At 40.8% G+C, this 15,183-nt stretch carries 12 protein-coding genes; 9 read left to right on the forward strand and 3 right to left on the reverse strand.

What is annotated here, in order from left to right; all coding sequences use genetic code 11:
- Nucleotides 1-112: 112 nt before the first annotated feature.
- Nucleotides 113-1,054 (reverse strand): NAD-dependent epimerase/dehydratase family protein, encoded by a 942-nt coding sequence (locus RM368_RS20015; protein WP_322695671.1) that lies wholly within the window; start codon nucleotides 1,052-1,054, stop codon nucleotides 113-115.
- Nucleotides 1,055-1,334: 280 nt separating this feature from the next.
- On the opposite strand from RM368_RS20015, the gene RM368_RS20020 reads away from it, so the two are divergent.
- From RM368_RS20020 to RM368_RS20060, 9 genes are all read left to right on the forward strand, one after another.
- Nucleotides 1,335-2,477 carry a glycosyltransferase gene (locus RM368_RS20020; RefSeq protein ID WP_322695672.1) on the forward strand — a complete coding sequence of 381 codons (1,143 nt, stop codon included), beginning with the start codon at nucleotides 1,335-1,337 and terminating at the stop codon, nucleotides 2,475-2,477.
- Nucleotides 2,478-2,588: 111 nt separating this feature from the next.
- The gene (locus RM368_RS20025) at nucleotides 2,589-3,344 is read left to right on the forward strand and encodes a sugar transferase (RefSeq protein WP_322695710.1); all 756 of its coding nucleotides are present in this window, start codon (nucleotides 2,589-2,591) and stop codon (nucleotides 3,342-3,344) included.
- Between the two features lie 462 nt (nucleotides 3,345-3,806).
- Nucleotides 3,807-4,886, forward strand: coding sequence for a GDP-mannose 4,6-dehydratase (gmd, locus tag RM368_RS20030; RefSeq protein ID WP_322671163.1), 1,080 nt, complete (start codon nucleotides 3,807-3,809; stop codon nucleotides 4,884-4,886).
- Between the two features lie 23 nt (nucleotides 4,887-4,909).
- Entirely contained in the window at nucleotides 4,910-5,854 is a 945-nt protein-coding gene (locus RM368_RS20035) for a GDP-L-fucose synthase (RefSeq protein WP_322695673.1), read from the forward strand.
- A gap of 73 nt (nucleotides 5,855-5,927) precedes the next feature.
- On the forward strand, nucleotides 5,928-6,545 hold the full coding sequence (locus tag RM368_RS20040) for a 5-formyltetrahydrofolate cyclo-ligase (RefSeq protein ID WP_322695674.1): 618 nt from the start codon (nucleotides 5,928-5,930) through the stop codon (nucleotides 6,543-6,545).
- The gene (locus RM368_RS20045) at nucleotides 6,542-7,552 is read left to right on the forward strand and encodes a catalase family protein (protein WP_322695675.1); all 1,011 of its coding nucleotides are present in this window, start codon (nucleotides 6,542-6,544) and stop codon (nucleotides 7,550-7,552) included. Before RM368_RS20040 ends, RM368_RS20045 begins: the two co-directional genes overlap by 4 nt.
- A gap of 263 nt (nucleotides 7,553-7,815) precedes the next feature.
- A complete protein-coding gene (locus RM368_RS20050) occupies nucleotides 7,816-8,094 on the forward strand; it encodes a hypothetical protein (RefSeq protein WP_322695676.1) in 279 nt (92 codons plus the stop codon).
- 106 nt (nucleotides 8,095-8,200) lie between these two features.
- A complete protein-coding gene (locus RM368_RS20055) occupies nucleotides 8,201-8,542 on the forward strand; it encodes a hypothetical protein (RefSeq protein ID WP_322695677.1) in 342 nt (113 codons plus the stop codon).
- A 507-nt stretch (nucleotides 8,543-9,049) separates the two neighbouring features.
- Nucleotides 9,050-9,886: a carbohydrate ABC transporter permease gene (locus tag RM368_RS20060; protein ID WP_322695678.1), complete on the forward strand. Its 837-nt coding sequence runs from the start codon at nucleotides 9,050-9,052 to the stop codon at nucleotides 9,884-9,886.
- An 86-nt stretch (nucleotides 9,887-9,972) separates the two neighbouring features.
- Here the strand turns inward: RM368_RS20060 and RM368_RS20065 are convergent, their stop codons facing one another.
- Both RM368_RS20065 and RM368_RS20070 read right to left on the reverse strand, forming a co-directional pair.
- The gene (locus RM368_RS20065) at nucleotides 9,973-10,626 is read right to left on the reverse strand and encodes a sugar transferase (RefSeq protein WP_322695679.1); all 654 of its coding nucleotides are present in this window, start codon (nucleotides 10,624-10,626) and stop codon (nucleotides 9,973-9,975) included.
- A gap of 460 nt (nucleotides 10,627-11,086) precedes the next feature.
- The gene (locus RM368_RS20070) at nucleotides 11,087-15,163 is read right to left on the reverse strand and encodes a hypothetical protein (protein WP_322695680.1); all 4,077 of its coding nucleotides are present in this window, start codon (nucleotides 15,161-15,163) and stop codon (nucleotides 11,087-11,089) included.
- Nucleotides 15,164-15,183 lie beyond the last annotated feature (20 nt).

A 15,183-nucleotide genomic window follows, 5' to 3' on the forward strand; every position in this document is an offset into this window, starting at 1 on the left:
AAGATGAAATTAAAGTATATTTTTACTTCACAAAAACGTGTGAATTAGGTATCAATCCAGATGAAATATAAGGTTCAGATTACCGACTTATTTAAATAAGTCGGTAATCTAGTTATGAAACAGCTTGTAAAATTTCCTCATCTACAGAGAAATCAACATCAGCTTTGTCTTTTGCATTAGCCAAATAATCATTTTCCAAAGAATCTTGTAAACCAGAAATCAAATCATATTCAGGATGCCAGTTTAATTCTGTTTGCGCTTTATTCACCGAAGCAAAGAAATGCTGCACCCGCATCGGAAAAGCTTTGCGTTTGCCGAAATCAAACTTTTTCGGGTCGTAGTGGACAATTTTGATAGCATCGGGTGATTTACCAGCCGCAACAGCGCTAGCACGGGCTAAACCATCAAAAGTGACAAAGCGATCGCCTGAGATATTATAAATCTGCCCTATGGCTTGTTTATTGCCCAAAACCTGAGTCATTGCCAGCGCTAAGTCTTTTACATGACCTAGCTGGGTGATATGCAAACCATTTCCGGGGATGGGAATGGGGCGATCGCGTACAATTCTGTCAAAAAACCAGCCTTCTAACTCATTATAATTACGAGGCCCGTAAATATAAGTAGGACGAATAGAAGTAAAAGGCAATCCCAATTGAGTCAGGTAAGCTTCTGTTTCATGTTTACCCTTATGGCGACTTTTGGGATCTACTGCATCGCCTTCTACATGGGGCAATTGATCGGATTTGAGATACACACCCGCAGAACTCATATACACAAAATGTTGCACTCGGTCTTGAAAAATTTCTGCTAATGGTTGAGTATCAGTAAGTTCTCGCCCGTTATTGTCAAAAATGACATCAAAGTTTTCTTGTGATAATTTTGCTTTTAATTGAGTAGCATCAGTGCGATCGCCTATAATTTGTCCTACTCCCTGTAAAGAAGGTGCTGGCCGATTTCCACGATTGAACAGCACTACCTCGTGTCCTTTTTCCACTAGTAGTTGAGTCAAATAAACACCAATGAACCGAGTACCACCCATAATCAGAATTCGCATAAATTCACCCTTTCTATATCAGTTGTCATTAAGGGAGTAGGTATTGGGGACTAGGGACTAATAAGACAAGGAGAATAACCCATCCCCAATACCCAATGTCCCATTCACAATCTGAGGTTATCAGGTTGTAGTATCCATCTGGAACCTCTGAGGGAAAGATTCCGTCCCATTTGCTAATCTGAAGCACTTCTCGTTAATTAATCACAAGAGGAAACTTTTCAGTCGGAGTCTAAAAAAACTATCTTCAATTTTGAATGCGTGAATTTTGAATTGTTTAGCTGTGCCCTTGAAATATGCTCTAGTTCATGAGTGGCTGACACCCAAAGCCACAGGTGGTTCAGAACTCGTTGTCCGAGAAATTTTGAATCACATTGATGCTGATTTGTATGCTCTCATAGATTTTGAATCCAGCAATAGAGAAAGTTATTTATATAAGCGTCAAATTGGCAAGACGTTTCTCCAGAACTTTCCATCTGCCCGCAACGGTATACAAAAATACTTGCCTTTGTGGCCCTTGGCAATTGAACAGCTGGATTTGCGGCATTATGATGTCATTCTGTCTTCATCCCATGCTGTTGCCAAAGGAATCCTTACCACTCCCGAACAGATGCATATTTGCTACTGTCACAGCCCGATGCGCTATGCCTGGGACTTGACCTTTGATTATCTGCGCCACAGCAAACTGGGTAGTGGCTTACCTGGATGGGTGACGCGATATTTATTACATCGTTTGCGCCAGTGGGATGTATTGAGTGCCAATCGCGTTGATTATTTCATTGCCAACTCGCAACATACAGCTCGGCGGATTTGGCGTTGCTATCGGCGAGAAGCAACAGTCATTTATCCACCAGTGAATATTGCTCAATTTCCGTTTGTATCTGAGAAAGAGGACTTTTACCTGACAGTTTCCCGGTTAGTGAGTTACAAGCAAATATCGTTGATTGTCAAGGCTTTTAATCAACTAAAACGACCATTAGTAGTCATTGGTACAGGAGATGAAATGAACACAATTCGCGAGATGGCAAACTCAAATATCCAAATACTCGGTTGGCAACCCGATAATGTGGTAAAAAAATATATGTCTAGGGCTAAAGCATTTGTGTATGCAGCTTGTGAAGATTTTGGTATTGCCCTAGTGGAAGCACAAGCCTGCGGCACGCCAGTAATTGCTTATGGTGCAGGGGGTGCTTTAGAAACAGTGCGAGATATTCGCTCTGGTGCGGATACAGGGACAGGTATATTTTTCAAAACGCAAACAGAGGCGGCTTTGGTGGAGGCAGTAGAAAAATTTGAAATGTATGAGGGTTCATTCAATTCTGAGTATATGCGATCGCACGCTGCGCAGTTTTCACCGCAAATCTTTGCAGATCGTTATCTAGATTTTGTAAACAAGTGCAACGAAAAAAGACCATTTTTGCAATGATGGTCTTGATTAACGTCTTATTTTTTTAGGCTTTTGGCAATTTCCCCCAGAAGCATCTCATTTTGGCTTTAATATTGGGACTATGTGTGGTGTGGATTATTAAGGAGTATGATGACTGCCCAGAGCTCACTCCTCTCCGGCAAGCGAGGCGTAAGGCAAGACACTAGAGCGTCTGTGCGTTTCTTAAAACGCGGTCAAAAAACGAAGACGCCAAAAGTTAAGCCCAAAGGTTTATCTTTTCAGGGTTTAAACGGAGAGTTTGCCAAGCGACTGTTCGATATAGTGTTTTCGCTGTCGGTATTGATTTTGTTCTTCCCCGTCTACTTAATTTTGGCCTTGCTGATTGCCTTCAGCTCAGAAGGGCCAATATTTTATGTCCAGGAACGGGTAGGGAAAAATTACAAAGCGTTTAATTGTATTAAATTCCGAACAATGGTAAGCAATGCGGATGAAATCCTCATGCAAATGATGGAAACATCGCCGGAATTGCGAGAAGAATTTGAGAGCAGTTTTAAGCTAAAACAAGACCCCCGGATTACCAAAATTGGTCGATTTTTGCGAATTACTAGCTTAGACGAATTTCCCCAGTTCTGGAACGTTTTAAAAGGGGATATGAGTGTAGTCGGGCCCCGACCCTTGGTAAGAGAAGAACTTCCAAAATACGGTTATCACATTGATGAGATTTTAACAATCCGTCCAGGAATTACTGGTTTGTGGCAGGTATCTGGGCGTAATGACATTCCCTATCCTCGGAGAGTCCAAATAGACCTGCATTATGTCAAATTTAGGAATTTCTGGCTTGATTTATGGATCATCTTGAAAACTGTTGATGTAGTAATTCTACCTAAAAATAACGGCGCGTACTAAGTAAATACTTAGGGTGGATTCTGTGGGGCAGTTAATGCCCCTAAATACCAATTCTCCCCTCACAGGATTGCTCATCTTTATTTCTATGATTTGTGCTTTTCTACTTAATTCAGGCTTCTGTGAGTGTGGATATTTGGCACTTTTGCCAGAAGTCTAATTTCAAATGGCTATTTTATTAAGTCTTCATATAACTAGAGATATATGAAGTTTTGACAAAAAATATATAAAAAAATAATCTCGATTATTTGGTAAAAGAAAATATACATAATTAAATAATTTTGAGTTATCTAAATGTTGGACTTACGTGCTAGATTGCTTTTTCTTCAGTATATTTATTTACGGAAAAAATCTCATAAAAACAAGAACTCGTAGGTTTCCCATTAGGCAATTCAGCAATTAGTTGCTAGGTTGGATCAGATTGGCTGTAACTTTTTAATCAAAGACAATAAGGGATAATTGAGCATGACGCAACAGAAGCGAGCGTTGATTACTGGTATTACTGGACAAGATGGTTCATATCTAAGTGAGTTTTTATTGGAACAAGGTTATGAGGTTCATGGGGTAATTCGCCGGACTTCTACCTTCAACACAGACCGCATCGATCACATTTACGAAGACCCCCACAAAGAGGGAGTGCGCCTGTTTCTTCACTACGGTGATTTGACAGACGGTACAACATTACGGCGTATTTTAGAAGAAGTAAAGCCAGTAGAAATTTACAACCTCGGCGCTCAATCCCACGTCAGAGTTAGCTTTGATTCACCAGAATACACAGTAGATGCAGTAGGAATGGGGACATTGCGTCTGTTGGAAGCAATTCGAGACTACCAGCATCGTACCGGAATTCAGGTGCGATTTTACCAAGCGGGTTCTTCAGAAATGTACGGTTTAGTACAAGCAATACCTCAAACTGAGACAACGCCCTTTTATCCCCGCAGTCCCTATGCCTGTGCGAAAGTTTACGCTCACTGGCAAACTGTAAATTATCGTGAATCTTATAATTTGTTTGCTTGTAATGGCATACTTTTTAACCACGAGTCACCACGGCGGGGTGAAACCTTTGTAACCCGCAAAATTACTAGAGCGGTGGCTGGTATCGTTGCTGGTAAACAGAAAAAGATTTACATGGGTAATCTAGATGCCAAGCGAGATTGGGGCTATGCAAAGGATTACGTCAAAGCAATGTGGTTGATGTTGCAGAAAGACCAGCCAGACGATTACGTAATTGCTACTGGTGAAACCCACTCGGTACGAGAGTTTTTGGAACTGGCATTTAGTTATGTGAATCTTAATTGGCAAGATTATGTAGAGTTTGATGAGCGTTACCTGCGTCCATCTGAAGTAGAGTTGTTGATTGGCGATTCTACCAAAGCACGGCAGAACTTGGGCTGGACACCATCAGTAACCTTTGAAGAACTAGTTTCCCTAATGGTAGAAGCAGACTTACAAGCATTGGGTCATACTTCACCCAATGGAAAAGGTTCGCAATTTCCAGATGACATTGCGACTATTCGTCAAACACTGGGCGCTTTGCACTTCTGATTTGGCATCACAGAGGATAAAATATGACCGCCTTAGAACTAAAAAATAAACGGATTCTAGTCACTGGTGGATCGGGGTTTCTAGGCCGTCAGGTGATAGATCAATTGTGTAAAGCAGGAGCCGATCGCGAGAAAATTACAATACCGCGATCGCGCGATCAGGATTTGCGTGTCTGGGAAAATAGCCAACGTGCAGTTGACCAGCAAGACATAATCATCCATCTAGCAGCTCATGTCGGTGGTATCGGTTTAAACCGTGAAAAACCCGCAGAGTTGTTCTACGATAACTTGATCATGGGAACCCAGCTCATTCATGCTGCTTACCAAGCGGGAGTAGAAAAATTTGTTTGTGTTGGCACAATCTGCGCCTATCCTAAATTCACTCCAGTGCCATTCAAAGAAGACGATCTGTGGAATGGCTACCCAGAGGAAACCAACGCCCCTTACGGAATTGCAAAAAAAGCACTTTTAGTTCAATTGCAATCTTACCGTCAGCAGTACAGTTTTAATGGGATTTACCTACTGCCAGTCAATTTATATGGTCCAGAAGATAACTTTGACCCCGGAAGTTCCCACGTCATTCCAGCGTTAGTTCGCAAAGTTCACGAAGCCCAAATTAATGCAGAAAAACAACTTGCAGTTTGGGGTGATGGCAGTCCTACCCGTGAGTTTCTCTATTCAGAAGATGCAGCGCGGGGAATTGTGATGGGGACTCAATTCTATAACGAATCGGAACCAGTTAACTTGGGAACTGGTTATGAAATCTCCATTCGTGATTTAGTAACTCTAATCTGCGAATTGATGGAGTTTAAGGGGGAAATTGTGTGGCAAACTGATAAGCCTAATGGTCAACCCCGCCGCTGTTTAGATACTGAACGGGCAAATCTTGCCTTTAATTTCACGGCTCAGGTGAGCTTTGAAGAAGGGCTAAAAAATACCATTGAGTGGTATCGTCAACACGCTGCATAACAATATACTGCTGAATGTAGAGTGATACAAGCTGGGCGATGCCCAGCTTATTTTTTTGAATATTTTTATTTATATGGACAAAGTCAATCATCAGCTAAATAAAGTAGAACTACGCCGCACTCTACTTAAAAGACGTAAATCAATGTCCGTTGGAGAATGGAGAGAAAAAAGCGATCGCATTAGCTCTCATTTACAAAACTCTACTTTATTCACCCAAGCAAAAACAATACTCGCTTATTTCAGCTTTCGCCAAGAACCTGACCTTAGTCCCCTATTTGCCAACACCAAATATCGTTGGGGATTTTCTCGCTGCGTTAATAAATCCCTGTCTTGGCATATTTGGACACCGAATGATTTTGTCCAAAGTGGCGCTTATGGCATTATTGAACCACACCCTGACGCTCCCCTATTAGATGCTGCGGAAGTAGATTTGATTCTTGTACCCAGTGTAGCTTGCGACTATCAAGGATATCGTTTAGGTTATGGCGGCGGATATTACGATCGCTTGCTCAGTTTACCGCAGTGGCAGACAAAGCCGACTATCGGAATTGTCTTTGATTTTGCTTATTTGTCTGATATACCTATTGAGCCTTGGGATAAACCACTACAAGTTATTTGTACGGAAACCGGATTGACTCAAAAAGGTTCCAGGATTCAGGATAATGAGGACACATTATCAAATGTTTTATGACTAATCCAACGTCATCTACCATTGAGCAGGAAGCAATAATTGACGAAATTATAGCAAGTAGTCTCCAAGCTCAACAAAAAACAGGCCCAGACCTCCGCCAAATTCATAGCAAAAGTCATGGACTCGTTTGGGGAGAGTTTATTATTGAACCCAATCTTCCTGAAGACCTAAAAGTAGGTTTGTTCAAAACGCCTCAAACCTATCCTGCGTGGATTCGTTTCTCTAGTGGTGGTTCGCCTGAAAAACGTGGTAAATTTCACTCCGATAGCCAGCCTGATGTTCGCGGTATCGCCATCAAGGTGATGAATGTGGACGGGCAAAAAGTGCTGGATGATGAAGAAAAAACTCAAGATTTTATACTTAACAATTATCCTATTTTCTTGACTAAAGATGTTCGTGATTACGCCGATATTTCCCAAGCAGGTAGTGGAAAACTTTCCCCAGAACGGCTGGAAGAACTTGGTTACGCCTTTGCTATCTTGCAAAAAATTGGTAGCAAAAAGTTAGGAAATCCACTTTTGATTCAATATTGGAGTATGGCTCCGTTTAAATTTGGTGAGCGGATTGTAAAATTATCTGTAAAATCTCAACAGCTTGAGCAACCACCAGAAACACTTCCAGAATCAGAAAATTACCTGCGAGAAACGCTGGTCAAATATTTGACTGAAGAAGGTCGAGAAGCGTCTTTTGACTTCCTAATTCAGTTTTATGTAGATGACGACAAAACACCGATTGAAGACCACGTTCAAGAATGGCAAGAAGCAGATTCACCGTTTATTAAAGTTGCAACTGTCCGTATTCCCAGTCAAAAATTTGACTTTGAAGAACGCAAACGCTTGGATGAGGGTATATTGTTTTCCCCTTGGCATACGCTGCTAGAGCATGAGCCTGTTGGAAGTGTAAATCTCTCTCGTAAGAGGCTTTACAGCGAACTTGCAAAGTATCGGCGAGAACAAATTGCCCAACGTTCGCGGGAACCACAACCTTATGTAGTGATTGAAGATTAACTACTGTGAATTTGCTTCAAACTGTAAGATAAACTTTTGAAAGCTATGTGTACAACATCAGACTTTCTACCAATTAAATCTAATTAGTAAAAATTGAAATACCAAGATTACCGAATTTTCAAATAAGTCGGCGATCTTGGTTTAATAAATAAATAAATAATTGTATGACTGCTGTAGATGGTTTTTATGAGACTAATAACTTAAGAATATGATAAATATTTAATTTGTGCAACATAATGCCTTTTATAAATTGGGGAAAAACTATGAATAAAGATAATGAACTAACTGAAAAGTTGAATAAAATGTTGACTGAATCCACCGAGAAAGAATCTGTTATTAAGTTTTTAAGATTGAGTAATTATTCAAAAGCCGAATCAATTGGAATTTTAAAAAATGCTTTGGGTATTTGTCTTGTCGAAGCACAAGATATCATTCACAACAGTCAAACATGGAGTGATGTAAAAGAAGATGACGCAAAACTAATCAATGACTTCTTTGATTTTCTGGAAGGATTAGGGAGTTCAGAAAGTGAAGAGATTTAATTATATTAATATGTGAATAAATTCCATAATATAAGTAGGTGAATTTCTTTAAGCAGATTTTTAATGATAGGTTAGAATAAAATTAAACAAATTCTTAAGTAAAGCCATGTCTGACTCAGTTCAGTATGTCACTAACGCAGAGGGAAAAAAAGTTGGAGTGCTGTTAGATTTAGAAACTTATCAAAAGTTAACTAACTTATCTGTAGATTCGGAATTATTGATTGGTTTTAATGTAGATGAGTTGCAAGCTTTGGCAGAAAGTTATTTATTTCCCAAAGCTCAGATACAGTTACAGGAATTATTAATTAAAAATACTGACAATGATTTGTCAGATGAAGAAACTGAAACCTTAGACAGATTATTGGTACAGGTTGACCAATTAAATATTCTTAAAACTAGAGCTAGATATACCTTAAATATTTTTCAAAATAAACAGCAACTAGCGTGAGTGTTTACATTCCTGTTGAATTAAAAAAGGAAATTCGTAATTATTTTGCTGATTGTTGTGCTTACTGTCGCACTGCTGAAGCTTTAACAGTCACTACCTTTGAATTTGAGCATATCATTCCTTTGTCTGCTGGAGGAAAACTGTATTTGAAAATCTATGCTTGGCTTGTCCATCTTGTAATCGTTATAAAGCAACTCGCCAAACAGCAATTGACCCTAATACTCAGAATGAGGTTTAATTATTTAATCCACAACAGCAACTGTGGGCAGACCATTTTACTTGGAGTGAAGATGCTACAGAAATTGTAGGACTTACAACCATTGGTAGAGCAACAATTTATACTTTAAAAATGAATCGTCTGCAATTAACTCGTGTGCGGAAAATGTGGGTGAAAATGGGTGAGCATCCACGAAATATTTGAGCAAGTGCAAAATATTGAAAGCAAGTTGTAGCGTTATCAAGAAAGTTGTAATAAATATTTAGAGAACTGGGAAAGTTATTAATCAAATGCTGAACTGGAAAAAATCACGATCGCAAAATCTGTTAATGTATGCGCTATTAGGAGCGATCGCCCTGTTGATGCTCTTTCCTTTACTATGGCTAATTAGTACAGCCTTGAAATCGCCAACGGAAAATATTTTTCAGTCGCCGCCACAGTTGCTACCCAGTCAACCGACACTAAATAACTTCTCTAGTGTGTGGAACTCCCTACCTTTTGGACAATACCTGTATAACAGTACTTTGGTGTCAGTGCTAACGGTTGGCTTAAATCTACTGTTTTGCGCTTTAGCTGCCTATCCCTTAGCAAGATTGTCCTTTATCGGACGAGACTGGATTTTTGTAGCGATCGTCTCTACGATTATGATTCCCTTCCAAATTGTGATGATTCCCCTTTATATTTTGACAGTCCAGATGGGTTTGAGAAATACTTATTTAGGGATGATTTTTCCGAGTTTAGCTTCTGCTTTTGGCATTTTTCTGTTGCGCCAAGCTTTCATGAGTGTGCCCAAAGAAATAGAAGAAGCCGCCCGGATGGATGGCAGCTCAGAGTTAGGTTTGTGGTGGCATATTATGTTACCAGCAGTTCGCCCAGCACTGGTAACTTTAGCTATTTTCGTATTCATTGGTGCTTGGAGTGACTTTTTGTGGCCTTTAATTGTCATCCAAGACGAAAATTTATACACTCTTCCTTTGGGAGTCGCCAAGCTAGCAGGTACATTTTCCCTTGACTGGCGGTTAGTAGCGGCTGGCTCAGTGATTGCGATCGCTCCAGTATTATTACTCTTTTTGTTTTTACAACGTTACATTGTACCTACAGAAACAGGTAGCGGTGTTAAGGGATGAAAAAAGAATTCAGAATTCACAAGTCAGAACAAGAAAGTGGTAGATGAGGAAGATGAGGGAGAAATAATTAATGTTCAATGCCCAATTCAATAAGCACCAGTTTTTTTAAATACCACCCAGATAGTTTTAATAATCAGACTCAGGTCATAAGTTACAGACCACTTGCGTTGATAATCTATATCCATTTTCACAATGGTTTCAAAGTCTGTAATGCTGGAACGCCCATTAGCTTGCCATTCTCCGGTAATGCCTGGTTTGACTCGCAATCTATCCCAGTGGTGTGGATCGTAATTGCTGACTTCATCAGGAGTAGGTGGACGAGTACCAACTAAACTCATGTCCCCTAACAAAACATTCCAAAATTGAGGGAATTCATCCAAGCTAGTACGCCGCAAAAATTTCCCAACAGGAGTAATGCGAGGATCGTCAACGGATTTAAAAATATGACCTTTGGCTTGGTTCTCAACCAAATGCTTGAATTTATCAGCATCGACTATCATTGAGCGGAATTTCCAGATGCGGAAAGTTTTTCCGTTTAAACCACAGCGAATTTGAGAATAAAATATTGGACTTGGCTCATGAATAAAAGTAGCAATTGCTACAGGAATTGCTATTATAAATGTAACAATCAGCCCGACAATGGCTCCAACAATGTCAATTAATCGTTTTCTCACGCTTAACGTTGACGGGTGTGAAGGCTGTTGCAAACAATTAACTGAATAAAGATAAAGATTATTCACAAGAACTAACTTAGTTTTATAACAGGAATTTTTACATTAGTAGTGTAGACATAGACATGATTGTTAGGCGATTTTTTCTACTGTTGTCGATACTACCGAGTGTTAATATACACAAATTTTAGCCGATATAAAAACCAAAAACCAAAAATTTACAGAATCTTTCAATTCAAGTGATAGATTGTAAAATTACGGTATTTTATCTATCTAATAAAAACTAATAAAAAGATAATACTATCGTACATATCCCACATATCCCAAAAATTACTGTGCTGAAGTACTAGTAGTAATTCGCAAAATTCCAAATGCTGATGTTATGAGCATTTGGAATTTTGAGTAGTATTTTTATTTCTAGCGCGATCTACTAGTACAACACGACGGAAATAAATCAATCACTCCAAATCAACGAAACCCTTATGCTGTATTCATTTTTAATTTTTAATTCCGCCTTGCGATACTAGTCTCAACAATCGACCTCTAAGGCAAAATTTACCGTATATGGTTCCTCCAGTGATTGCTGATTACTAGCCTTGATTGCATCTAGATAGCGACGTAAAGACAACAGTTGTTGAGAATTGGGACGATAAGTGAGACTTCCTTGTTTTTCAAAAAGTGGTGCTGTGGCGATCGCCTGATAGTCAGGATTTTCTTGCGAACTCTGGGTCAGCCAGGTTGATTCTGTGACTGAAGGTATCAAACCGGAAGGCAGTTCACCTTCCAAAAAAGCCAGCAGCCGTTGCTGACAAATGCGAGTATTAATCCCACGACCCTCAAATAACTGAATAACTTCACCGAAAGATAAGGGACGGTCTGGTAGCAGTCGCAACAATTCTGTAAACAAGAAATAATCAGTGTATTGTTGCCTGGGTATATCTAAAATCTGCGGATGCAAAGGCAGCATCGCCAAACCATAAGCAACCCGGCTGCAATTGGGAGCGCCGTTTTCACCGAGATATAAATCTTGAATAATCTTAGTGCTGGGAAGTTTTTGGTGTAACCAGCGGTTCACCGTCCCAATACAAGCCACTCCACCAGTCAGGATCGCTTGATTAATCGCTTCTGTGGGGATACCACGAGCTACCAATAACTTGTTAAGTTCTCGGTTCAGGCGGCGCACAAAGGGAATAAATACCTGGCTTTCTAAGTCTCGTCGCTGCAAAACCCAGCGCTGATCGGCTAATTCTAGGGTAAAAGAGTCTTGGTGTTGCAAAATCAGCTTTAGGGCTAATGCCGCATCTAATACCGCCTGTCCTAGTAGAGAACTTTCTAGACGTTGCTGGAGACGAATGCGAGCGGTGATATCTGGTTCTCCGACTCTAGGTAGTTCTAATTCTTCCAACCCTAAAGTCTGCCAATGCATTTGGTCTAAACCGGGAATTGATGGTTGCCATTGCCAAGAATTACTCGTGGTAGTTTTGCCATCGCTTGGTGTTTCTCTGCGTGATTGCCGAGATTTCGGTGGCAATAGCAGTTGGCAAATTATATCTTGTTCAATACCCTTGCCAGCATAAGCAAAACTGTGGAGCATGAAATCATTGTATGTCAATTGCTGCAAGGCTTCTGGTAGATTCACCAGCAACATTTCTGTGGCAGTTGTTCCAATGTTAATCACCAGGGTGTTGCCAACAATCGGATGTTCGCTAGTTTTTGCTGGATGATTACCTTGAGCATCGTTTAGTTTTACTTGCTCACCATTAACAGCATCGAGTTCTGGGAGTAGACTAGCGATCGCTTCTTCAACAAAAAAGACTTGCTGCGGATGTTGAATGAGTTTGCTAGTGAGTAAAGCTTCCCGCACATTAAAGCGGTATTGTTCCGACCAGCTAGATGGACAAGTACAAATTACACCAGCAATATTATTGATAATCTGGGGAAAATCTTGTTCGCCGATCCCAACAGCGGCAGCCACTAAACTAGGGGTGGTACTTGTTTTTTCGGATTTGAGAGTTAACAGTAATTTAGAGAGCGATCGCACAACCCAAATCAAAGGCCCTGCCGAAAATTCATTTAATTGCAAAACAGGTTCCCATTTCTGTCGTTCGCTCTTGTAGGGAATGGCTACTTGTAAGTAAGGCTTCAACTGCGCCGAGTAGAGGTTATTTTTCGTCGGATCTGCTGTCGATTTTGGTGTTGCAGGAGTAGTAGCCGAGCGATCGGGTGCTTTATCTTGGGCAACAGCCGCAGGTGCGGTCTGCTCATGTGCTTCGATAGTTTCGTTTTCACCGTGGGGTACAGAAGCTGTAGGCAGATAAACCTCTGTTGGTAAACGAAACGATTGCTGAAAGGAACTTGTTCCTGGTGGATTTTCTGCTGACCAGTAGATAGGATGTACAACAAAAGTCGAGCGATTTAATAATGTAGCGGAAATTCCTGTTGTACCTAAATCAATTCCTAAATACCAGACTGATTCTAAAGTATTGAACGAAACTTCTGGATTATTTATGGAGTGAGCAATTGGAGGTAAAGAACTTTCTGGTACGGGAGTTGTGACTTCCTTTTTTTTTTCAGTTTCTACCTGGGGAACTGCCAAACTGGAGAAATCATTTGTTGATGTATTCTCTGCTATTTGGAGATTTTCAGGGGAAGTTGTGGGGATTGTGTCTTGAGTATTATCAAATAGTTCCGAGAAAACATCCAAGTTATTAGCTGGCTGCGACTCAGAATTTAGCTGCCGATCGAAATTAGCCAAATCCCGATCTAATTGCTGCAACTGTTCTTCATCTAAAGAAATATCTGGTACGGCTGGAGACTGGTTTGACTCAATAGAAAGTAAGTTTTCTTGGGGTGAAGCAGCAATATAGTTATCTGAAGACAGTTCGGAGCGATCGCTGTTAATTAATACTTCTGATGTGGGGATACTTTCGGTAGGCTCTGCCAAAGCAATTTCTGATACTTCTGGAGCCACTGGTGCTGTGGTTGTGGCATCATCCACAAAAGATGAGACTTCCAGAAGTTGCAGTTCGCTATCTGTATCAGGCAATAAGTCAGTTGCTGTAGTTGTGGCATTATCTACAGAAGATGAGACTTCCAGCAATTGCAGTTCACTATCGGCATCAGGTAATAACTCAGTTAGGGTATTAATTGTATCAACGCTAGCTGGCTGAGTGCCGATTTGTGGCAAACTGTCTATTTGTGGAGTAGAGAAGCTAAGAGGTGAATCTAGGTCAGTCTCTTCTTCAAAAAATAGTTCTTCCTGTGGCTCTGATGAATCTGTGGTTTCGCCTAAAGTCTCTTGAGTTGAAAGACCTGTATCTGGAGTCACAGCCGCAGAATCCATGCTTGGAGAGACAGGCGGGGTCTGGGCGATGTTCAACGGTGATGGAGAGGCTGTAGAAGCAGATAAGTCATTGATAGGAACATCAAGGCTGGGATTATTAACATCACCTGCATCAAACAAACTGGCGTAAAGTTGGTCTACTTCATCACCAATTGCCGCAGAAATATCTTGCGGTAATTCGGTCGGGGTTTGAGAATATTCAGATGAGTCTACACCAAGCTGCAACAGCACTGCATCTAGATCCTCTGTGAGGGTATTTTCCTGTTGCTCAATTGTGAGTGGAGATGAAGTTTCTGCCTGGATAAGCTCCAAGGATTGGGGTGCAACTCCAGCAGCAATCTCGGTTGGTTCAGTCAATGATGGTAGTGTCTCAGATTCTCCTCCCAGCAAAGATGACTGCGAACTAGAGGATTCTGGTTGCAAATGCTGAGTCAAATTGTTGACAAAGCTGGCCATCAGCTGTTCGCCTTGCATCCCCTTGCTATGCATTCTTGCCAGTGCTTGGGACAAGGATTCGTAATAAGTATTAATATTACGCTGTAGTGCTTCAAAGACTACATTCACCGTCCCATCTAGTGATAATAGGCGTCGATCTAACTCCCTAGCTAGCTGGGTTAAGCGCTCCACATCGTCAGAGGATTTTAATAAAGATTGAGTTGTAGAGTTTGTGTAATTAGTTCCTCCTGAAGAACTGGCGGAATTTTCCCTCGTCTGTCCAATCAGTGGTGTTAAAGTTGGCACAAGGCGACTCATGAGTACCTGTAAAAACTCGGTAATCATTTGTTCCTGGTTTGTCAACTGCTGCGCTAAGGAGTAGTTTTGCAATCGCTTTTGTTCTAGTTGCCGAATTTCTTGTGTGAGAGTGGCTCGCTCTTGCAAAAGCAATTCTAATTCCGATCGCAACGGCTGAATCAATCTCGAAAATTCATTATTTAATTGTCCGGCGCCAATAGTACTCGGTTCCTGACTGAGTTCGGGCTGCGGTAGTGGATACTGATTATTACCGCGATCGATAAATTTTGTTAACAAAGGCGATGGCTCCCCCAAGGGCGATCGCGGTTCTTCAGAAGACTGATTTGGGATGCTGCTCTCTAATGCTTCTTTTTCTTGTAACCTCACCAAGAAGTTGCGAATTCGCTCTAATACTTCTTTCGGCTCTTGCGCCTGACCAGACAGAAATTTAGACAGGCGCTTGCCACCGCTGGCAAGTAAGTTGTCAATGTCTGCGATCAGCTTTTGAATTTCATCTGTACTAAAAGTCACTTTTACTACCTTACCTATAA

The sequence above is a fragment of the Nostoc sp. DedSLP03 genome, from assembly GCF_034530815.1.
Classification (GTDB): Bacteria; Cyanobacteriota; Cyanobacteriia; order Cyanobacteriales; family Nostocaceae; genus Nostoc.